Consider the following 20,901-nt stretch of genomic DNA (forward strand, 5'->3'; position numbering starts at 1 on the left):
GCATGCTGATCGAGAACAGCGAGATCGCCGACACCAAGGCGTACGGCATCACCACCTGGTCCACCTGGATGCAGCGCGAGGGCTGGACCTCGCTGTGGGGCGAGCTGAACATCCCCGCCGGCGAGCACGGCCCGTTCACGCCCAGCACCGGTCTCGTGATCCGCGGCAACCACGTCCACGACGTCGGCTCCGGCGGCATCGACCCCAACCAGGTCGCCGACACCCTCGTCGAGTACAACACCGTGGCCCGGCCCGCACGACACCGCCGGCATCACCTACCGGAACAACCTCTACCGCGGCGGACCCGTCCCGCCGGACACTGCCGCCCTCACCGGCGACCCGAAGCTCACCGCCCCCGGCACCGCCACCTCCCGCACCGACCTGAGCGGCTACCGGCCGCTCTCCGGCTCCGCCGCCATCGACGCGGGCCTGGCCGTCACGGGCAACGGCGGCCACGACATCCTCGGCGCCCCGCTCCCCGCCACCGTCGCCGTCGGTGCCGTCCAGGGCGCGCCGGGCAGCTACGGGGCGCCCCTCGCCTCCACCACGATGGGCACCGGACAGGGGACCATCGCCGCCGTGGCCGACGCGAACGAGGCCACCAGCTGGGCGAGCCCGGTCGGCGTGACGCTCCCGGGCAGCATCACGCTCGACCTCAGGGCCGTCCGCCGGATCGGCGCACCGACCCTCGCCACCCACTTCGGCCAGGGGCAGGGCTTCACCCGGGTCGACATCCAGACCTGGGACGGCTCGGCCTGGACCACCCGCCTCACCGACGCCGCGATCACCTGGAACAGCAACAGCTCCACCGTGGAGCGGCGCACCCTCACCCTGCCCACGCCCGTCGACGCCTCGCAGTTGCGGATCGTCGTCAAGGCGGCCAACCGCCAGTGGGGCAACATCGCCGTCAACGAACTGACCGTCGCCTGACGGTCGTCAGCCTGTCTCGCGTGTTCCGGTGGCGGCCGGGCAGGGGCCCGGCCGCCTCTCACATGTGCGGCTGGCCGTAGTACTGGGCGAACTGCTCCAGATAGCTGGACTCGCCGCCGTACTTCGCCTCGTCGAAGTCGGGGGCGTCCTTGATCTGGTCCTTCGTGCGGTCGACGTACACCTTCTCCTCGGCGGTGTCGATCAGCTCGATGGTCCCGGCCGGGAGGAGCACCCGCCTGCCGAAGATCCACGTCCCGACGTCGACCACCAGATACGACGAGCCGACGTCCTCGGTGTGCTTGTCGATCTTCCCGATCGTCCCGTCCGTGGCCTCGACCTTGTAGCCGACGAGATCGACGCCCTGCCGGTACCCGGTGCTCGGGCGGTAGTTCCAGATGTCGAACTCACTCATGGCGATCCCTCTCCGTCTCCATCGTCTCGTGGGCCGCCGACGCACGCACGTCGTCACTCACGGTGACCCGAACGGGCGAGGCGTGGACATGGCGGGCCCTGGCCGTGATGGGCGCGGCAACTCCCGTGCGCGCATGGATGGTTGACGAAAGGTCTGGACCAACTTACCGTCTGCTGGAGCGCGCGCCATGCCCAGGACCATCCCCCCACGTCCCCAGGAGCACGCATGCCAGGCCCCCGGATCACCCGTGTCCTCGGAGCGGGGCTCGCCACCCTGCTCGCCGCCGCCGTCCTCGCGGGCCCCGCCGCCGCCGAGGACACGAAGCCCGCGCAGTCCCCGTCCTCCGCCGCCGCGGACACCTGCGCCCTCAAGCCGAAGCCCGCCGGGAAGGTGCTCCAGGGGTACTGGGAGAACTGGGACGGCTCGGCCAACGGCGTCCATCCGCCCTTCGGCTGGGCGCCCATCGACGACCCGCGCTTCGCGGCCCACGGCTACAACGTGATCAACGCCGCCTTCCCCGTGATCCGTTCGGACGGGACGGTGCTGTGGGAGGACGGCATGGACAGCACCGTCCGCGTCGCCACCCCGGCGGAGATGTGCCGCGCCAAGGCCGCAGGCGCGACGATCCTGATGTCGATCGGGGGCGCCGCCGCCGGGATCGACCTGAGCTCCCGCGCCGTCGCCGACCGGTTCGTCGAGACCGTCGTGCCGATCCTGAAGGCGTACAACTTCGACGGGATCGACATCGACATCGAGACCGGCCTCGTCGGCAGCGGCAGCATCGGCACCCTGTCCACCTCGCAGGCCAACCTCGTCCACATCATCGACGGGGTCCTCGCCCGCATGCCCGCCGGCTTCGGCCTGACGATGGCGCCGGAGACCGCCTACGTCACGGGCGGCAGCGTGGCGTACGGGTCGATCTGGGGCGCGTACCTGCCGATCGTCAAGAAGTACGCGGACAACGGACGCCTGTGGTGGCTCAACATGCAGTACTACAACGGCAGCATGTACGGATGCTCCGGCGACTCCTACTCCGCCGGCACCGTCGCCGGGTTCGTCGCCCAGACCGACTGCCTGAACCGGGGGCTCGTGATCCAGGGCACCACCGTGAAGGTCCCGTACGACAAGCAGGTCCCCGGCCTCCCGGCGCAGCCGGGCGCCGGTGGCGGGTACATGGCGCCGTCGTCGGTGGCCCAGGCCTGGAACCACTACGGCGGCTCGCTCAAGGGCCTGATGACCTGGTCGGCCAACTGGGACGGCTCGAAGGGGTGGACCTTCGGCGACAACGTCAAGGCGCTCCAAGGGCGATGACCCGGCGCCGACCCCTCGCCTGTTACCCGCCGGTAGGCAATGATGGTGGGTGACCATCCACACGGCCGGGGGCTGAGGCAGCGGTGACGACGTACGACGAGAAGACCAGGGTGCACGCCTTCCGGGACGACGCCCTGGGAGAACACGACGCCGTCGGGCTCGCCGCGGCCATCCGCCGCGGCGAGGTCGGCGCCGCCGAGGCCGCCCGGGACGCGGCCGAGCGGGTGCGGGCCGTCGAGGAACGGCTCCACGCCGTCCAGGTGCACGCCGACTCTCCGTCGCCCGGCACCGGCGGCCCCTTCGCCGGGGTCCCGACCTTCGTCAAGGACAACACCGACCACCAGGGGCTGCCCACGGGCCACGGCAGCGCGGCCTTCACGCCGCGGGCCGCGCGCCGGCACGCGCCCTTCACCCGGCAGTTCCTGAGCACCGGCGTCACGGTGCTCGGCAAGACCCGGCTGCCCGAGTTCGGCTTCAGCCCGACCACGGAGTACGAGAACGCCGAACCCGTCCGCAACCCGTGGAACACCGGCCACTCCGCCGGCGGCTCCTCGGGCGGCAGCGCGGCGCTCGTCGCCGCCGGCGCCGTCCCGATCGCCCACGCCAACGACGGCGGCGGATCCATCCGGATCCCCGCCGCCTGCTGCGGGCTCGTCGGCCTCAAGCCGACCCGCGGCCGGGTCGTGCCGAACGACCAGAGCCGCCGGCTGCCCCTGGACCTCGTCGTCGACGGGGTCGTGAGCCGTTCCGTACGGGACACCGCCGCGTTCCTCGCCGCCGCCGAGAGCCACTGGCGCAATCCGAAGCTACCGCCCGTGGGCCTGGTCGAAGGGCCCTCCGGGCGACGCCTCCGCATCGGATTCCTCCTCGACTCGCCGAACGGCGTCGCCTCCGACGCCGCCACCCGGGAGGCCGTCACGGAGACGGCGACGAGGCTCGAACGGCTCGGCCACACCGTGCAGCCGGTCGAGATGGCCGTCGACCCGCGCTTCACCGAGGACTTCCTCACCTACTGGGGGATGCTGTCCTTCCTCCTCGGCGCCACCGGCCGGAGCTTCGGACCGGACTTCGACCGGCACCGCATGGACGGCCTCAGCCGCGGACTGCGCGCGACGTACGTGGAGAACTGGCGGCGCACCCCGGGCGTGCTGCGGAGGCTGAAGCGGACGAAGGTGGCGTACGCGGCGGCCTTCCGCGGACTCGACCTCCTCCTCACCCCGGTCCTCGCCCATCCGGCGCCGCCGATCGGCCACCTCGCCCCCACGGTCCCCTATACGACGCTGATCGAGCGGATCCTCGCATACGTCGCGTTCACCCCCGTCGACAACGTCGTCGGCACCCCGTCGATCTCGCTGCCCAGCACCCGGGCGACCGACGACGGACTGCCCGTCGGCGTCATGTTCTCCGGCCGCCCCGGCAGCGAACGGACCCTCCTGGACGTGGCGTTCACCCTGGAGGCGGACCGGCCGTTCCGGCGGATCCAGGACGCGTGACGGCGCGGTGAGGTACCGGCGGGTTGAGGCAACAGGTCGAATTCCGGGCCGCCGGCCGAGGCGTCGCACCGGCAGGCGGCGGGGCGTCCTCTAGCCTCGGCCGGAACCACCGACCCGTCACGAAAGGGGAGGCTCGTGCCCCCTCGCCTCAACCCGTACATCACCTTCGACGGCGACGCCCGCCAGGCCATGGAGTTCTACAAGGAGGTCTTCGGCGGCACCCTCGCGCTCAACACCTACGGCGCGTTCGGCGACAAGGCCGCGGCCAACGCCGACAAGATCATGCACGCCATGCTGGAGACCGACAGCGGCTTCACCCTCATGGCCGGGGATGTCCCCCCGGGCATGCCGCACCAGCCCGGCACCAACATCGCCGTGAGCGTGAGCGGCGAGGAGGACGGCGAGCTCCGCGGCTACTGGGAGCAGCTCTCCGGCAGCGGCACGGTCTCCGTCCCGCTGGAGAAGCAGATGTGGGGCGACGTCTTCGGCATGTGCACGGACCGCTTCGGGATCACCTGGATGGTCAACATCACCAGCCCGGAGAACGCCTCCTGACCGGCTGACCGGCGACCCGTTCGGCGAGGCGCGCCATGGCCCGCTCCAGTTCACGGCGCGCCCCGAACGGCACCAGCGCGGCCCGCCCCGGGACACGGACACCGCCGGTGAGCGCGACCCGGGTCCGGCCGCCCTCGTCGACCGCCGCCATCCCGATGACCAGGAACCTGCTCTGCAGCCAGCACCAGCCCGGCCGCAGCACCCCGTGGAACCGGGCCCGCAGTCCGTAGCGGCTGCGGGCGAGGGCCTCGACCCGGTCGCCGTCCCGGCGCAGCACCCGCACCGACCGCATGTCGGGCTGGAACTCACCGAAGCCGCCCTCCAGATCGCCCATGACCGCCCACACCACGTCGAGCGGCGCGGGCAGCACGTCCTCCACGATCCGCGCGCCCCGCACAGCGGCGCCCATCACCCGCAGCCGCCGCACGTCGTCGATCATCGCCTCTTCGCCGTTCACGCGGACCACGCCCTTCGGAAGCTCTGCCGTGCCCGGTGCAACCGGGACTTCGCCGTGCCCGCCGGCACCCCGAGGAGCGCCGCCGCGGCCTCCTCGTCCATCCCCTCGACGTCCCGCAGCACCAGCACCGCCCGGTGCGCCGGCGACAGCCGGGCCAGGACGTCGCCGATGTCGGCGGCCAGCTGCGGATCACCCCGCTCCGGGACGTCGGGGAGCTCCGCCGGCCGCGCCCGCGCCGCCCGCCTGGCGACCCGTACCGCCTCCCGTACGGAGATCGCCCGCACCCACCCGTACAGCGCCTCGGGCTCCCGCAGCGAACGCAGCGAGGTGAAGACGGCGACCAGGGCCTCCTGGGTGGCGTCCGGCCCGTCGTCGAGGGCGATGGGCCCGCAGATCCGGGAGATGTACGGGGTGAGGTGGTCGAGCAGGTCGTGCAGGGCCAGGGTGTCGCCCCGCCGGGCGGCCCGGACGAGCGCGACACCCCGGTCGACGGGACCGGCGGCCTCAGCGGGCGGCACGCAGGGCCGTCCAGCCGAAGACCAGGCTCAGCGGGGTGTAGAGCAGCGCGTTCAGCCAGGGGAAGGCCGCCCCGGAACCGTCCCGGCCCACCACGATCCACACCACACCGGCTACCCCGCGCAGCAGCATCCCGCCGGCGACGGCATACGTGACGAGGCGTGGGATCCGGCGACCGCGGACCCCGCGCGCATGGGCGGCCACGGCGACCGCCGCGCACCCCTCGACCACCGCGAGCGGCAGCACCACCGCGGGACCGAAGGACACGACACTGCCGAGAACGGCGAGCGAGAGCCCCCGCTCGTCGGCGGCCGGCCACGTCAGCCCGGTCGCCCAGTAGACGTGAACGAGCGCGAGAACGGCGAGCAGCACGGCGACGGCAAGCCCGCCGCGGGCCGCACGAGGCCGCTCGATGTCGATGACCGCCATGGGGTCCCCTCCGTATCGGGGTCGAGGTCGAGATCGGATCGGGCGCCCGGGGCGCCGACACCTGAAGGAGGCCCCGTACGCCTCGAACGTTCCATGTGACACGCCTCACGTCGCCTCGGGGACGGCCAGGGGGTGGTGCGAGAGTCCCGCACAGCACCCCCTAGCCGATGTCGACCACCCGGGCCCACTCCGGCGGCCCGGCCGGTACATGGTCGGGGTCGTCCTCGTCCCACGAACGGAACCGTCGTGCGCGCGGGAACAGGCCCACCACCGTCCTGCAGGGCGGCGGAGTGGCCGGCCACGGCGTCTGACCGTCGGTCAGGACCACGAGCACGTCAGGCCGCGGGCGCGCCCGCAGGGCCGCGGCGAAACCGGTCCGCAGATCCGTGCCGCCACCGCCCAGGAGCGGGATGCCCTCGGCGCGGCACAGCGGATGGACGATCCGTGCCGCCGCGTCGCACGGCAGCACGGTGACCAGATCGCGCCGACCGCCCACCGCCCTGGAGATCGCCGTGACCTCCAGGAGCGCGCTGCCCAGTTCGGCGTCGCTGACCGAACCCGAGGTGTCGATGACGACGGAGACCCGGGGCGGGCTGCGCCGCAGGCTCGGCAGCACCGCGCCGGGCACGGAGGCGGAGCGCCGCGACGGACGCCCGTACGAGTAGTCGTCCCCGGCGCCGGAACCGTACGCCGCCGACCTGACCGCCGCCCCCAGCAACTCCCGCCACGCCTGCGGCGGATGGAACGCCTCCTCGGCCCACCGCCGCCAGCCCTTCGGCGTGCTCCCCGGCCGGCCGCTGATCGCCTGGGCCACCCGGAACCGCACGGCGTCCTGCTCCTGGGCGCTCAGCCCTCGGGCTCCGTCCGCCCCGAGATCCCAGGCTCGTGCCAGGCCGTCGGCGCCGCTGCCGCAGTCCAGCCAGCCCGCGTCCCTGGTCCGCAGGCCGAGCTGGAACTGCCGCAGGTAGTCCTCCATGAGCTCCCCCTCGGGAAGCCCCAGCATCTTCGGATGAACCGCCCCTTCGGGCATCGGCAACCCGTCGCCGAACACGTCGTCGTTGATCTCGCAGTCCGCCGCGATGTTCATCCGCAGCCGCTCGCCCGAACCCGTGAGACCGCGCTCCCGCGCCACCCGGTCGCTGCGCCCGTGGTGGTCGCGGAGCAGATGTGTCACCTCGTGCACCCACACCCCGGCCAGCTCCTCCACCGGAGTCCGGTCGACGAAGGCCGGTGAGACATAACAGCGCCAGTGGCGGTCCACCGCCATGGTCGGCACCTCCCGCGACTCCACGGTGTGCAGCGCGAACAACGCGGTCGCCAGATACGGCCGGACACGTACGGCGTGCAGGCGGGCGGCGTACAGCTTCTCCAGATCCAGCGCCCCGGCCCATCCCTTCGGCGCGGCCTCGCCCGGCCTCATCGCCCCGCCCCCGCGCCCGCCGACGCAGCCGCCGTCACGCGGTCGCCCGCCCGGTTCGCGCGCCGGGACAGGGACACGACGCCGGCGAGCCGCTCGATCGACTCCGGGACATCCCAGTCTTCGCGGCGCAACCCCGCCAGTGTCGTCGCCGGCACGACCACCAGATCCGGGGCCCCGGACTCCAGCGCCCGGGCGAGCAGTGCCCACGCCGCATCCCAGCGGGACTTCTCCGGGCGTCGGCCGACCGCCTCCACGACCCCCTCCAACGCCGCTTGGCGACGGTCTCCGCGCTCGGGCAGCTCGACCCCCTCGGGATCGGCGAGGAGCAGTTCGGGATCCGGGAGGTCCATCCGGTCGATCCAGGCCAGGAGTTCGAGCCCCGGACCGTCCCCGACGACTCCCCTGACCAGCTGGGAGAGCACGTCCCGCGCCACACCGGCCGCGGTCGCGAAGGCGATCAGCCGCAGCGCCATCTCCCAGCTCCGGGGCGAGGGCCAGGGACCGCCCCGCAGCGCCTCGCCGCTGGGCAGCCGGTGCACGAGCGCCGGACGGGTGGTCAGCAGCCCGCAGACCGCCCGCCGGGCCATGTCCACGGCCTCCGTGAGCTTCTCCGGGTCGAGACGGGGGAGCGTGGCGCGCGGCCAGACGCCCCCGAGGCCGCGGACCACGACCTCGGCGTCGTGGGTCCAGCGCAGATGGACGAAACGGTTGGCGAGCGGCGGGCTCAGCTCCCAGCCGTCGGCGGCCGAGGACCGCGGATTGGCGGCGGCGACGATCCGTACGTCGGGCGGCAGGACCAGAGTCCCGATCCGTCGCTCCAGGACGAGACGGAGCAGAGCCGCCTGGACGGCCGGGGGAGCGGTGGACAGCTCGTCCAGGAACAACAGGCCCCGGCCGGCCCGCACCAGACGCACGGCCCACTCCGGTGGGGCCATCGGCACGCCCTGTTCCGCGGGGTCGTCCCCGACGACGGGCAGGCCGGAGAAGTCGGTGGGCTCGTGCACGCTCGCGATGACCGTGGTCAGCGGCAGGTCGAGCGAGGCGGCGAGCTGGATCAGCGCCGCGGTCTTGCCGATGCCCGGCTCACCCCACAGGAGCACCGGCAGGTCGGCGGCGACCGCCAGGGTCAGCGCCTCCAGCTGGGGGTCGGGCCGGGGCTCGGTGGTGGTGTCGCGCAGCAGGGACAACAGGGTGCCGGCGACGTCGAGTTCGGTGGCAGAGGCCGCGGTGGAGGACACACGTGTGGGCATGGGAGATCACCTGAGGAAGGAGAAGGGGGAGACGGAAACTCCGTCAGCGGGAGGTGGAAGAGGAGGGGGAGGCGGACAGGGCGTGGCGCGGGTGCGCGCCACGCGTGCGCGTGCGGCGGCTGTCGGGACGCGTTCTGCGGATGGGCAGGGGAGGGGGAGCGGGCTCCCGGCCGGGCGCGGGGCCGAAGAGCCCGGCCCGGTACAGCCCGTAGGTGACGCGCCGCCGCGCCGCAGCCTCCAGCACGTCCCGGAGAGCGCCGTCGCGCAGCAGTGCGGCGGGACCGAGCAGGCCCTCGACGACGGCCAGCGCGCCGGCGATGTCACCGTGGTCGAGCCGCTCGCGGACACCGGTGAGGCATTCCGGACGCCGGTGCGCCTCGTCGACGGCCCGTACGCAGGGGAGCGCGGTGCCGGTCAGCGCGACAAGGAGCTCCTCGCGCCGGAGTTCGACCGGGTCGTGGTCGAGCGGTGTCAGCACGCCGTCGACCAGGCCGATCCGATGGGCGGCACCCCGGCACTCCACCAGGCGCGGCGCGCCCGCCCGGTCGGGCGGCCGCGGCGGACCGCTCGGTATGTGGCCGGGTACGAGCGCGGCGGCGACCAGCGGGTGCAGCTGCCCGGCCTCGACGAGCCCGGCACGCAACAGCTGTACATCGGGCAGCAGCCAGGTGGCCGCGTCCGGCAGGACGGGTGGCGAGGCGGAGGCGCGCCGGACGGGTGCGGTCCGCGGGGCGGCCCGGGACGGCGCGGACGACGGGGTCCCGGACGGGTCGGCGTCCAGGAGCAGTCGGCGCCCCCTGCCCAGGCGTACGGTCACGGGGCCTGCCGGCCGGCCCTCGGCGCGCAGCAGGATCGCGGCCTCGTCCGTCCACCGGTCCACGGCGCAGTGGAGTCCGCCCTGCGGCAGGTCCGGATCCGGCGCAGGAAGGCCAGGGGGCGGTGCGTCGGCCCCGGAGCGCGTGCGTAGTTCACCGGCCCGGCTCGCGTCCCAGAGATGGCGGTGCAGGTCGAGCCGGAACCGGGGGTGCGGATGGGGGTGCGGATGGGAGCGCGCGGGGCCGGTGCCGGAGGGCGGGCCCCAGAGCGCGAGGCTGATCCGCTGCCCGGAGTCCGCCCAGGCGGGCGCGGTCCGGGCCACCAGGCACAGCGGGGCCGCCGTACCGTCGCGCTCCTCGGCGCCGTACCGGGCGAGCGCGACGGTGAGGGCCGGGCGCAACAGCCCGTCGGGGGCGATCCTCGGCATGTGCCAGCGCAGCAGGTCCGGGGCGAGCAGGCGCAGATCGGCCCGCACGCGGGCCGCGAGTTCCGTGCCGTGACTGCGCGCCAGGGCGCGGAGGTCGAGATCGACGTCGATGTGTGCGGCGGCGCAGGCGCCTGCCCAGTCCCCGGCCTGACGGCGGGTGGTCGCGGTCTCGATCATGGAGGGCGGCACGGCGAACCTGCGCACGCGCAGCCAGCGGGAGAGGTGGGAATCCTCGTACGCGGGGGGAGTGGTCATCAGCACTCACCTTGCGCGGACGGGACCCCCGATCTGTGAAGGAGGTGAGTCGTCATCGCGATCATCGTACGACCTCCCGCCGGTGGCGGCACGGGCTTTTTCGCGCGGGCGGATCAGCGCGCCTACCGGTCGGCGGCGTCCTGTGCCCGGTCGCCCGTGGCGGCCAGGCCGTCGCGGGCGTGGTCGTACTGCATTGGGTGGTCGCCGGCGTCGGGAAGGGAGAGGGCCGTCCGGAACTCCTGTCGGGCCTCCGCGCGGCGGCCCGCCGCCGCGTAGGTGCTGCCGAGGCGGATGCGGATCTCCATCTCCAGCCAGGTGCTGGTGTGTTCGGTGAGCGTGGACAGGGCCTCGTGGTGGGTGTCGACGGCGGTGTGCAGCTCGCCCCGGGCGTGTTCGGCGGTGGCGAGGCGGGACAGGGCCGACGCGTACAGCGTCGCGTCGTCGGCCTCGCGGGCGAGACCGGCCGCCCGCCGCAGCACGCCGACGGCCTCCGCGGCCCGGCCCAGGGCCAGTTGAGCATCGGCCACGAAGCACAGGCTGCTGCTGATCGTGCGGGGCCTGCCGCTCTTCTCGGCGAGCGCGAGGGCCGAGAGGTACAGCTCGAGCGCCTGCTCGTGCCGCCCCTGCTGGTGGTGGATCGCGCCGAGGTTGCAGGTCACCACGTTGGTCAGCCAGTCGTCGCCGAGCCCCGCCGCCAGCTCCACCGCCTCCTCCAGGCGTGCGGTCCCCTCCTCGACGCGGCCCTGCGTCCACGCGCAGACGCCGATTCCGGCGACGGCCCGGGTCCGGTCCCGGGCGCCGGTGCTGCTGTGCAGCGCTTCCGTGAACCAGGAGTGCGCCTGCCGGAACCGACCCCGGTGGACGTCGACGACCCCCATGCAGGTGCGGAGCGAGGACGGCATCCGCCGGTCGGTGGCCCGGTCGGCGCAGGGCAGGGCGAGTTCGAGGGCGGCCCGGGCCTCGTGAGGGTGGCCGTGCCGCAGCAGATGGTCCACCAGGGCCTCCGCGATCCAGCAGGCGTGGTCGAACTCCCCGGCGGCAGCCGCGTACGCCACCACGTCGACCAGCTCCCCGCCCGCCGCGTCCAGCCACGCCGCCGCCTCCCGCGGGCCGGCGAACGGGGCGCCGGCGGTGTCGGGGCCCGTCGGGAACGCCTCCGGACCCCAGTCGCCCGCCAGCCGGCCCGCCGCCGTGTAGAGACGCAGGACGGCCGCGCGGTCCGCGGCCGCCTCCCCGGGCGCCGCGTCGGCGAGCCGCCGGGCGTGGGCCCGGACGAGATCGTGCAGCCGGTAGCGCCCCGGATGCGGCTCCTGGAGCAGGCTCGCGTCGACCAGGTCCTCCAGGATCCGTTCGGCGTGCGCGCGGGGAAGGCCCAGCGCGGCGGCCGGGCCGAGCCCGTCGAACAGGACCGTCGGGACGACCCCCAACACCCGGAACCCGCGCTGCAGTTCGGGTTCGAGTCGCTCGTACGAGAGCCGGAACGCCGCCTCCACACTGCGGTCCTCCGCCCGCAGCTCGTCGAGACCGCGCGCGTCGTCGGACATCCGGCCCGCGAGGAACGACAGCGTCCAGGACGGGCGGTTCTGCAGCCGGGCGCCCGCGATCCGCAGCGCCAGCGGCAGACCGCCGCAGCGTCGGGCGAGCTCCACGGCCGCCTCGGGCTCGCGGTCCGCCCGGGCCTCCCCGAGGAACGCGCGCAGCAGTCCGACCGCGTCACCGGTGTCCAGCGGCTCCACCGTGAGCCTCGCGTCGGCGTCGAGACCGGGCAGCCGCTGACGGCCCGCCACGAGAGCCCGGCTCCCCGGCCCTGCGGGCAGCAGCGGACGGACCTGCTCGGCGCTCCGCGCCCCGTCCACGACGAGCAGCAGCCGCAGCCCGCTGGTGGCCGCCCGCCAGGCCGCGACCAGGTCCGCCAGGCCGTCCGCGTCGTCCCTCTCGGCGGGGAGTTCCGCGGCGGAGCCCCGTACCGTGCGGAGCAGCCGGCGCAGGGCCCGGTGCGGGCCGTCCGCGCCGTGCGCCTCCAGGTCCACGAACAGGCATCCGTCGGGGTGCTCGTCGGCGAGCGCCCAGGCGGCACGCACGACGAGCGCGGTCTTGCCGACCCCCGCCGTCCCGTCCACGGTCATCACGGAGACGGCGCCCGGGTGGACGGGAGCGGTGAGGACGGCGATCTCCGCCTCACGTCCCATCAGACAGGCGGTGTCACCGGGGAGTTCGTTGTGACGCGGGCGGGCGGGGCTGTCGGGGACGCCCGAGTGGCGGGCGTCGACCGGTCGGTCGGGGTTCTCCGCACGGCCGGCGTGCACCGGCTCGTCCGGGTCCGCGGCGGTGGCCCACAGGGCCTGCGCGCCCGCGGCCCGCGCCCCCCGGCCGAGGAGCAGCGCGTCGTCCCGGCGCAGCACCGCCTGATGCACGCGGCGCAGGTCCTCGCCGGGTTCCACGCCCAGTTCCTCGAGGAGCCGGGCGCGGGTCTCGCGGTAGACGGCGAGCGCCTCGGCCTGTCGGCCGCTGCCGTACAGCGCGCGCATCCGCAGGGCGGCGAGGGGTTCGTCGTACGGCAGGGCCCCGGACGCCGCAAGCAGGCCGTCCAGGGCCTCCGGGTGGCGACCGAGCAGGATGAGGCACTCCGCGCGCTCCTGCTGCAGGGCCCGGCGCAGCCGGACGAGCCGCTGCCGCTCCGTGTCGGCGAGCGGGCCCGGCAGGCCGGGCAGCGGCTCCCCATGGAGCAGCGCGAGCGCCCGGCCGCCCGCGTCGAGGGCGCCGGCCAGGTCCCCGGAGGCCTTCGCGTGCCGGCCGAGCGCCGCCTGCTCGGCGAGCTCGGCGAGGTCGGTGCGGGCCCCGCCGGGCTCGAAGCGGTAGCCGCCGCGCCCGCCGCCGATCACGGACCGGTCAGGACCGGCGTCCGCCGTGTCCAGTGCCCTGCGGAGCGCGTACACATAGCTCGGCAGGACGCGGTGGCCCGTGCCCGGCGGTTCGGCTCCCCAGACGTCGTCGAGGAGCTGCCGGTACGTCACGAAGCCCGGGGCGCGCAGCACCAGGGCGGCGAGCACCGCCTGCCGCCGTACCGGACCGAGGACGACCGGGACGTCGCCGCGCAGCGCCCGGACGGGCCCGAGCAGATCGATCCGCAGGGGCCCGCCCGCCCCGGCCCGGCCGCGGCCCATCGGTTCCACACTCACGTCCTCGCCCCCACGTCCCCCGTGCGCGCGGTGCCCGCACCGCTTCCCAAGACCTTCGCTTCAGCAGCATTTCATCGGCCTTGCAGCGCGCCGCGTCAGGGTGGGCGCCGTCGGGCCGGCTGCCGCCGTGGGGGCGGCAGCCGGCCCGCGTCGTCGAGCGAGGGAGACGTCGCCACCGTCGACCGGACCGCCCGGGCGCCCGAAGGCCCGGTCGACGAGGAGGAAAGGCAGGACCCATGCAGCACCCGCCGCAGCCCTGGTACGCGCCCCGCCCGCAGCGGCAGCCGGTACCGGGAGACCCGTATGCCCTGCCCGGGCAGCCGTGACCGGCCGGGACGCGGGACCCGGGGCCCGGCCGGGAGGGTCCGGCCCCGGAAGGCCGGACGGCGCTCGTCCTCGTGATGCGGCCCATGGTTCGGTTGATCCCGCACCGGGCCGGGCGAACCTCAACTATGTTGCTGCCGTGGACCAGTTGATCACCGAAGATCCGACGCGCATCGGCCCGTACCGTCTCATCGCCCGGCTCGGCGCGGGCGGGATGGGACTGGTGTACCTCGGCCGGTCCGAGGCCGGGCGGACGGTCGCCGTGAAGGTGGTGCAGGCCGAGCACGCCCAGCACCCCGAGTTCCGCCGGCGCTTCGCGCGCGAGGTGGAGGCCGCGCGGCGGGTGGGAGGGGAGTGGACGGCGGCCGTGCTCGACGCCGACACCGAGGCGCCGGTGCCGTGGGTGGCGACCCAGTACATCCCCGGGCCCGACCTCACCACCGTGGTGGCCAAGGACTTCGGTCCGCTGCCCGAGCACTCGGTGCGCGTCCTCGCCCACCGGCTCGCCGTGGCGCTCCAGTCCGTGCACGCGGCGGGACTGATCCACCGCGACCTGAAGCCGTCCAACGTCCTGGTGACCGTGGACGGGCCGCGCGTGATCGACTTCGGTATCGCGCGGGCCATGGACGGCCTCGGCGGGGACAGCCTGCACACCCGCACGGGCATGCTGATCGGCTCGCCGGGGTTCATGTCGCCCGAGCAGGTGCGCGGGCTCGAACTCACCCCGGCCAGCGACGTGTTCTGCCTGGGCGCCGTCCTCGTGTACGCCGCCACCGGCAGGCTCCTCTTCGGCGCCACCGACACCGGACTCGGCGCGCACCTCTTCCGGATCGCGGAGGACGAGCCGGACCTGACGGGCGTGCCGGACTCGCTGATCGATCTCGTACGGGAGTGCCTGCACAAGGATCCTGCCCGGCGGCCGACACCCGCGGACGTGGCGGCGCGCATGGCGGCGGACCCCTCCGAGGAATGGCTGCCCGGAGCGGTACTCGCCCAACTCGGCCGTCATGCCGCCAAGTTGCTGGACTTCGCCCCGGAGACGCGGGCGCCGGTGCCGGACCCGCGGATCCCGGCCCAGCCCCAGCCGTACCCTCCGCACCCCGCCTACACCCCGACGGCGCCGGCCGGCGGGAACCGGGCGGCCCCGGGGTTCGGGCCTGCCGTGGACGCCGTGCCCGGAGCGTGGGGCCCGCCCACCGCCCCGGCCGGCCCGGTGGGTCCGTCACCCCGGCGGTGGTGGGGCCTGGTCGCCGCCGTCCTGGCGCAGTTCCTGGTCCTCGTCGGGGCGATGAGCACGAACGTCGCGCTGCCGGTCATCCAGCAGGACCTGGGTCTCTCCCTCGACGACCTCCGGCTGATGTCCTTCGTCTATGCGATCGCCTTCGGTGCCCTGCTGCTGTTCGGCGGACACCTCGCCGATCTCCTGGGCCGCAAGCGGGTGGCGATCATCGGACTGGCGGGCTTCGCCGTGGCCTCCGCGGTCGGCGGAGCGGCCCCCGCCGCCGGGGTGCTCATCGCGGCGCACGCCCTCCAGGGCGTGTTCGCCGCGCTGCTCTCCTCGGCCGCGCTCGCCCTGGTGGCCGGCGGCTTCACCGACCCGAAGGAGCGCGGCACGGCCTTCGGGATCTACGCCGTGTTCGCCGCCGGCGGCCTGGCCGTCGGCGGGTTCACGGGCGGCTGGCTCGCCGAGAACATGAGCTGGCGCTGGAGCCTGTACGCCGTGGTCCCGCTCGCCCTGATCGCCGTGGTCCCCGCCGCCCTCCTCGGGGACGACCGGTCGGCCCGTACCCCCGCCCGCCCCGACGCACCGGGCCTGCTGCTCGGCACCGGCGCGCTGGCCGCCCTCGTCTTCGGCCTCCACCGGGTCGAGGAGACCGGCTGGATCACACCCCTGACCGTGCTCCTCCTGCTCGCCGGCGCGGCGCTCCTGGCGACCTTCGTGTGGTGGCAGACCCGGACAAGCAGCCCGCTCGTCCCGCCCGGGCTCTTCCGGGACCGCGACCGCGCGGGCTCCCTCCTCGCGCTCGCGCTCGCCGGTGTGGGCACGCCCACCCTGTTCCTGATCCTGTCCCTCTACCTCCAGAACGCCCTCGGCCACACCCCGTCCCAGCTGGGCCTCTCCCTGCTCCCCATGGCCGGCGCCGTCCTCGTCGCCACCCAGGTCGCCGGCTTCCTCCAGGGTCGGCTCGCGCCCCGGCTCCTCGCCGTCCCGGGGCTGGTCCTCGCGGCCGTCGGCACGGGACTCCTGGCCGGACTGGAGGCCGACAGCTCGTACGCCTCCGTCGTCCTGCCCGGCATCGTCCTCGTCGGCCTGGGCCTCGGCACGGCCCTGGGGCCGTTGCTCGCCACCGTGACCGGAACGGGCGGCTTCCAGGGCTCCGGCGGCACGGCGGCGACCGTGCTCGCGGCCCAGGGCTTCGGCGGATGGCTGGCCGTCCCGCTCTTCGACACCGTCGTCACGTCGGCGGTCTCGGGCCGCCTCGACGCACTCCAGGGTCTGCCGCAGCCCCTCGTGGAGGCGGTCCGGAACGGTGTCCTGGTCAACCCGCGGATGCTCCCGGGAGCGGCGGCCGAGTCCGTCGTGCAGACGAACGCGGCCGTCCTGGACGCCTACTCCGCCGTCCTCTGGTCCACTGCCGGGCTGCTGCTCCTCGCGAGCCTCCTGGCGGGCGTGCTGGTCACGACGAGGGCTCCGCAGCGGGACCGCTGACCCGGAGGCCGGGCCCCGGCAGGAACGCCGTCGGCTTCTCCGCGAGGACGCCGACCGGTCAGCCGCCCTGGCGGACCCTCGCGGTCTCAGCCGCCCCGGCGGACCCCACGGGCCCAGCCGCCCCGGCGGACCCCAGCGGCCTCAGCCGCCCCGGCGGACCCTCGCGGCCTGGCGGGCCTCGGCCGTCTTGCGGGCCTCGGCGGCGCGGCGGGACTCGTTCTTCGCGCGGCCCGGGCGGCCCGGGACGGTGCCGATGCCCCGGAAGGCCGCGCCGCCGCGCTTGGCGCCCTCCTGGCTCGGCGCGCTCCCGTCGACCGGTACGCCCGAGGGCTTCCGGGCGCCGGTGATACGGGTCAGCTCGGCCTCGCCGGAGCGGACCCGGGTGGTACGGGGCCGGATGCCCGCCTCCGTCAGGAGCCGGGCCACGTCCCGGCGTTCCTCGTCGGTGACCAGCGTGACGACGCGTCCGGACTCCCCGGCGCGTGCGGTGCGCCCGCCGCGGTGGAGGTAGTCCTTGGCGTCGGCGGGCGGGTCGACGTTGACGACGAGGTCGAGCTCGTCGACGTGGATGCCGCGGGCCGCCACGTCGGTGGCCACCAGGACGGTGACCTCGCCGGTCCTGAAGCGGTCCAGGGTCCGCGTCCGCAGCGGCTGCGACTTGCCGCTGTGCAGCGCCGCGGCCCGCACACCGCTGCCGAGGAGGTGCTTGGTGAAGCGGTCGACGGAGGCCTTCGTGTGCAGGAACATGATCACGCGCCCGTCGCGCGCGGCGATCTCCGTGGCGGTGGCGAACTTGTCGGGGCCGTGCACATGCAGCACGTGGTGCTCCATGGTGGAGACCGCGGCGGCCGAGGGGTCGACGGAGTGGCCGGCCGGGTCCTGGAGGTAGCGCTCGACCAGCGCGTCGACGTCCCGGTCGAGGGTGGCCGAGAACAGCATCCGCTGGCCGCCGTGCGGCACCTGGTCGAGCAGCTCGGTGACCTGGGGCAGGAAGCCCATGTCGGCCATCCGGTCGGCCTCGTCGAGGACGGTGACGGCCACCCGGTCGAGCCGGCAGTCCTTGCGCTCGACGAGGTCCATGAGCCGGCCCGGGGTGGCGATCAGGACCTCGGCGCCGTCCCGCAGCGCGGTGGCCTGCCGCCCGATCGACATACCGCCGACCACGGTGGCCAGGCGCAGCCTCAGGATCTCGGCGTACGGGGCGAGGGCGTCGGTGACCTGCTGGGCCAGCTCGCGGGTGGGGACCAGGACCAGGGCGAGCGGCTTGCGGGCCTCGGCGCGGCGCCCGGCGGTGCGGGCGAGGAGCGGCAGGCCGAAGGCGAGCGTCTTGCCGGAACCGGTCTGCCCGCGCCCGAGGACGTCACGGCCCGCGAGGGCGTCCGGCAGCGTGGCGGCCTGGATCGGGAAGGGTGTCTCGACACCGCGGCGGGTGAGCTCCGCCAGCAGGTCGGCCGGCAGGCCGAACGCGGCGAAGGTCACGGCCTCGGCCGAGGCGTCCTTGGGGGGCGTGGTGTTCATGCGGCACCTGGTCCGTGGAGAAGTCTGGAAAATGCGACGGGCCGGGGCCCCCACCACACGGGTGGGGGCCCCGGCCGCGTCGGACGTGTCAACGTCAGGCGGGGAGGATGTTCTCCGCCTGCGGGCCCTTCTGGCCCTGCGTGACGTCGAAGGTCACCTTCTGGCCTTCCTGGAGCTCACGGAAGCCGGAGGTGGCGATGTTGGAGTAGTGGGCGAACACGTCCGGGCCGCCACCCTCCTGCTCGATGAAGCCGAAGCCCTTTTCCGAGTTGAACCACTTCACGGTGCCATTAGCCATGACTATCTCCTTCGGGGCGTAGCCCTGGGAACCGCACTGTGCGGATCCCGGCGTCGCCGTGATGATTGCCCCGTCCGGAAAACTGCACCGAAAACACATAAAGTGCCCGACGATGTCGAATCGTCGAAGGCACTTGTCAGTTCATTGGGAACCACGACTGCAACTGGGCTCGACTGTAGCACGATCTCGGCGGGCATGCACGAAGAATGTCCGATTTGCCGTGAGGGTGAAGGTGACGGTGACGAGCAGCGCCCAGGCGCCGAACTTCGTGAGGGAGACCGGCTGCCAGCCGTCCAGCTGGTCCGGGTAGCTCCAGGCGCCGACGTAGGTGGCCACGTTCTCGGCGACCCAGAGGAAGAAGCCGATCAGGACGAAGGACAGGGCCAGGGGCATCCGGAGGTCGCTCTCGCCGACCCGGAACCGGACCCAGGTCCCCGCCGTGGCGGCGAGCAGCAGCGCGGCCAGGGCCCAGCGGGCGTCGGGCAGCCAGTGGTGGCTGAAGAAGTTCACGTACACCGCCCCGGCGAGGACCGCCGTGACCCGGGGCCGGTAGCCCGTGAGCCGCAGGTCGAACAGGTGCCAGGCGCGGCAGACGTAGCTGCCGAGCGCCGCGTACAGGAAGCCGCCGTACAGCGGCACGCCGCCGAACTTCGTCAGGGCGTCCTCCGGATAGCTCCACGAGCCCATCCGCACCTTGACCAGCTCGAAGACGAGGCCGATGGCGTGGCATCCGGCGATCACGGCGACGTCCCGGCCGGTGTCCCAGCCGACCTTCCACGCGAGGACCGTGAGCGCGACGCCGTACAGGAGCAGCAGGTCGTAGCGGGCGACCGGCAGCTCGGGCAGCAGGGTCGAGGCGGCGATGCCGCCGACGAGCGCGACGGCGAAGGCGCAGCAGCGCGCCTCCAGGGCCGCGAAGCGCAGCAGTTGACGTATCCCGTGGGTGAGCGTCCTCATGGCGGGAGGGACGCGGGGGCACCGGTGTTCGGTTCGCCGCGTTCCCGCGGCGGAACGGCGGCGCGCCGCACCCCCTGTGGGAGGTGCGGCGCGCCGTGGTGCCGTCGTGCTGTCGGAGATCAGACCGCCGGGGACGGGAAGGTCGGGTACTCCACGCCGGAGACGTGCTGGACGACCCGGATGACCTGGCACGAGTAGCCGAACTCGTTGTCGTACCACAGGTACAGGATCGCGTTGTCGCCGTCGACCTTGGTCGCGCCGGCGTCGACGATGGACGCGTGGCGCGAGCCGACGAAGTCCATCGAGACGGCGTCGGGGGCCGTGGTGAAGTCGATCTGGCGCTTCAGCGGCGAGTGCAGCGAGACGTCGCGGAGGTACTCGAGGACCTCCTCGCGGGTGGTCTCGCGGCCCAGGCGCAGGCTCAGGATCGCGATCGAGACGTCCGGGACGGGGACGCGGATCGAGCTGCCGGTGATCGGGGCCTTCAGGTCCGGCAGCGCCTTGGCGACGGCCGAGGCGGCACCGGTCTCGGTGATCACCATGTTGAGCGGCGCGGAACGGCCGCGGCGGTCGGCCTTGTGGTAGTTGTCGAGCAGGTTCTGGTCGTTCGTGAACGAGTGGACCGTCTCCACGTGGCCGCGCAGCACGCCGTACTCGTCGTCCATGGCCTTCAGCGGCGGGACGATCGCGTTGGTCGTGCAGGAGGCGCAGGACAGGATCTGCTCGTCCGGCTTGACCGTGTCGTGGTTGACGCCGTGCACGATGTTCGGCACGTCACCCTTGCCGGGCGCGGTCAGGACGACCTTGTCGATGCCGGGGCGCAGGTGCTTGGAGAGGCCCTCGCGGTCCCGCCACTTGCCGGTGTTGTCGATCAGGATGGCGTTGTCGATGCCGTACGCCGTGTAGTCGACCTCGGAGGGGTCGTTGGCGTAGATCACCTTGATCGTGTTGCCGTTGGCGACGATGGTGCTGTTCGCCTCGTCGACCGTGATCGTGCCCTGGAACTGGCCGTGGATGGAGTCGCGGCGCAGCAGCGAGGCGCGCTTCACGAGGTCCTGGTCGCCGCCGCCGCGGACGACGATCGCGCGCAGGCGCAGACCGTTGCCGGAGCCGGCCTTCTCGATGAGGAGACGGGCGACGAGGCGGCCGATGCGGCCGAAGCCGTAGAGGACGACGTCACGGCCGTCACGGCGCTCGATCTTGTTCTCGCCGGTGGCGCCGGCGACGGCCTCGGCGGTGAACTCGGCGACCGAGAGACCGCGGTCGTCGGTCTTGTAGTCCGCGGCCAGCACACCGATGTCGATCTGGCAGGGGCCCAGGTCGAGGGTCGTGAGCGTCTCGAGGAACGGCAGCGTCTCGGTGACCGAGAGCTCCTCGCCGTCGATCTGCCGGGCGAAGCGGTGGGTCTTGAGGATGCTGACCACCGACTTGTTCACCAGGGAGCGGCTGTGGACCAGGACGGTGACGTCCTGCTCCCGGTGCAGCTTCCCGATGATCGGGATCATCGACTCCGCGATCTCCTCGCGGTTCTTCCAGCTGGTGAACGAGTCGTCATTGACAGTCACAAGATTATCTTTCGAGCTAGGCGGCGCTCATATGGTAACCCGCGGCCGGTTTGATCAATCAAGGGGTGCCGAACCGTAC

At 73.8% G+C, this 20,901-nt stretch carries 17 protein-coding genes; 5 read left to right on the plus strand and 12 right to left on the minus strand.

Annotated elements, in window-relative coordinates:
- The first annotated feature begins 549 nt into the window (after nt 1-549).
- Nucleotides 550-930 carry a discoidin domain-containing protein gene (locus tag AC07AW_RS27835; RefSeq protein ID WP_478818184.1) on the plus strand — a complete coding sequence of 127 codons (381 nt, stop codon included), beginning with the start codon at nt 550-552 and terminating at the stop codon, nt 928-930.
- A gap of 58 nt (nt 931-988) precedes the next feature.
- Here the strand turns inward: AC07AW_RS27835 and AC07AW_RS27840 are convergent, their stop codons facing one another.
- Nucleotides 989-1,342, minus strand: a complete 354-nt coding sequence (locus AC07AW_RS27840) for a PRC-barrel domain-containing protein (protein ID WP_478818185.1) — start codon at nt 1,340-1,342, stop codon at nt 989-991.
- Nucleotides 1,343-1,567: 225 nt separating this feature from the next.
- Between AC07AW_RS27840 and AC07AW_RS27845 the strand changes: the two genes are divergently transcribed.
- From AC07AW_RS27845 to AC07AW_RS27855, 3 genes are all read left to right on the plus strand, one after another.
- A complete protein-coding gene (locus AC07AW_RS27845; RefSeq protein WP_478818186.1) occupies nt 1,568-2,653 on the plus strand; it encodes a chitinase in 1,086 nt (361 codons plus the stop codon).
- Nucleotides 2,654-2,736: 83 nt separating this feature from the next.
- Entirely contained in the window at nt 2,737-4,146 is a 1,410-nt protein-coding gene (locus tag AC07AW_RS27850) for an amidase (protein WP_478818187.1), read from the plus strand.
- 135 nt (nt 4,147-4,281) lie between these two features.
- The gene (locus AC07AW_RS27855; protein WP_478818188.1) at nt 4,282-4,701 is read left to right on the plus strand and encodes a VOC family protein; all 420 of its coding nucleotides are present in this window, start codon (nt 4,282-4,284) and stop codon (nt 4,699-4,701) included.
- On the opposite strand, the gene AC07AW_RS27860 is transcribed toward AC07AW_RS27855, so the two are convergent.
- From AC07AW_RS27860 to AC07AW_RS27890, 7 genes are all read right to left on the minus strand, one after another.
- Nucleotides 4,676-5,158, minus strand: coding sequence for an SRPBCC family protein (locus AC07AW_RS27860; RefSeq protein ID WP_478818189.1), 483 nt, complete (start codon nt 5,156-5,158; stop codon nt 4,676-4,678). The genes AC07AW_RS27855 and AC07AW_RS27860 overlap by 26 nt on opposite strands.
- A complete protein-coding gene (locus tag AC07AW_RS27865; protein WP_478818190.1) occupies nt 5,155-5,676 on the minus strand; it encodes an RNA polymerase sigma factor in 522 nt (173 codons plus the stop codon). Before AC07AW_RS27865 ends, AC07AW_RS27860 begins: the two co-directional genes overlap by 4 nt.
- Nucleotides 5,663-6,103, minus strand: coding sequence for a DUF3995 domain-containing protein (locus AC07AW_RS27870; protein ID WP_478818191.1), 441 nt, complete (start codon nt 6,101-6,103; stop codon nt 5,663-5,665). The genes AC07AW_RS27865 and AC07AW_RS27870 overlap by 14 nt, the downstream gene beginning before the upstream one ends.
- A gap of 160 nt (nt 6,104-6,263) precedes the next feature.
- On the minus strand, nt 6,264-7,523 hold the full coding sequence (locus tag AC07AW_RS27875) for a vWA domain-containing protein (RefSeq protein WP_478818192.1): 1,260 nt from the start codon (nt 7,521-7,523) through the stop codon (nt 6,264-6,266).
- Nucleotides 7,520-8,773 carry an AAA family ATPase gene (locus AC07AW_RS27880; RefSeq protein WP_478818193.1) on the minus strand — a complete coding sequence of 418 codons (1,254 nt, stop codon included), beginning with the start codon at nt 8,771-8,773 and terminating at the stop codon, nt 7,520-7,522. Before AC07AW_RS27880 ends, AC07AW_RS27875 begins: the two co-directional genes overlap by 4 nt.
- 43 nt (nt 8,774-8,816) lie before the next feature.
- Nucleotides 8,817-10,271 carry a hypothetical protein gene (locus AC07AW_RS27885; protein ID WP_478818194.1) on the minus strand — a complete coding sequence of 485 codons (1,455 nt, stop codon included), beginning with the start codon at nt 10,269-10,271 and terminating at the stop codon, nt 8,817-8,819.
- 122 nt (nt 10,272-10,393) lie between these two features.
- Nucleotides 10,394-13,450 (minus strand): AfsR/SARP family transcriptional regulator, encoded by a 3,057-nt coding sequence (locus tag AC07AW_RS27890; RefSeq protein ID WP_478818195.1) that lies wholly within the window; start codon nt 13,448-13,450, stop codon nt 10,394-10,396.
- A 463-nt stretch (nt 13,451-13,913) separates the two neighbouring features.
- Between AC07AW_RS27890 and AC07AW_RS27895 the strand changes: the two genes are divergently transcribed.
- On the plus strand, nt 13,914-16,484 hold the full coding sequence (locus tag AC07AW_RS27895; RefSeq protein WP_478818196.1) for an MDR family MFS transporter: 2,571 nt from the start codon (nt 13,914-13,916) through the stop codon (nt 16,482-16,484).
- A gap of 141 nt (nt 16,485-16,625) precedes the next feature.
- On the opposite strand, the gene AC07AW_RS27900 is transcribed toward AC07AW_RS27895, so the two are convergent.
- From AC07AW_RS27900 to AC07AW_RS27915, 4 genes are all read right to left on the minus strand, one after another.
- The gene (locus tag AC07AW_RS27900; protein ID WP_478818197.1) at nt 16,626-18,002 is read right to left on the minus strand and encodes a DEAD/DEAH box helicase; all 1,377 of its coding nucleotides are present in this window, start codon (nt 18,000-18,002) and stop codon (nt 16,626-16,628) included.
- Nucleotides 18,003-18,096: 94 nt separating this feature from the next.
- The gene (locus AC07AW_RS27905; protein WP_015031667.1) at nt 18,097-18,300 is read right to left on the minus strand and encodes a cold-shock protein; all 204 of its coding nucleotides are present in this window, start codon (nt 18,298-18,300) and stop codon (nt 18,097-18,099) included.
- A 141-nt stretch (nt 18,301-18,441) separates the two neighbouring features.
- Nucleotides 18,442-19,257, minus strand: a complete 816-nt coding sequence (locus AC07AW_RS27910; protein ID WP_478818198.1) for a DUF817 domain-containing protein — start codon at nt 19,255-19,257, stop codon at nt 18,442-18,444.
- A 119-nt stretch (nt 19,258-19,376) separates the two neighbouring features.
- On the minus strand, nt 19,377-20,822 hold the full coding sequence (locus AC07AW_RS27915; RefSeq protein ID WP_030689790.1) for a glyceraldehyde-3-phosphate dehydrogenase: 1,446 nt from the start codon (nt 20,820-20,822) through the stop codon (nt 19,377-19,379).
- Nucleotides 20,823-20,901: the final 79 nt, after the last annotated feature.

Source organism: Streptomyces sp. NPDC044003, assembly GCF_056435185.1.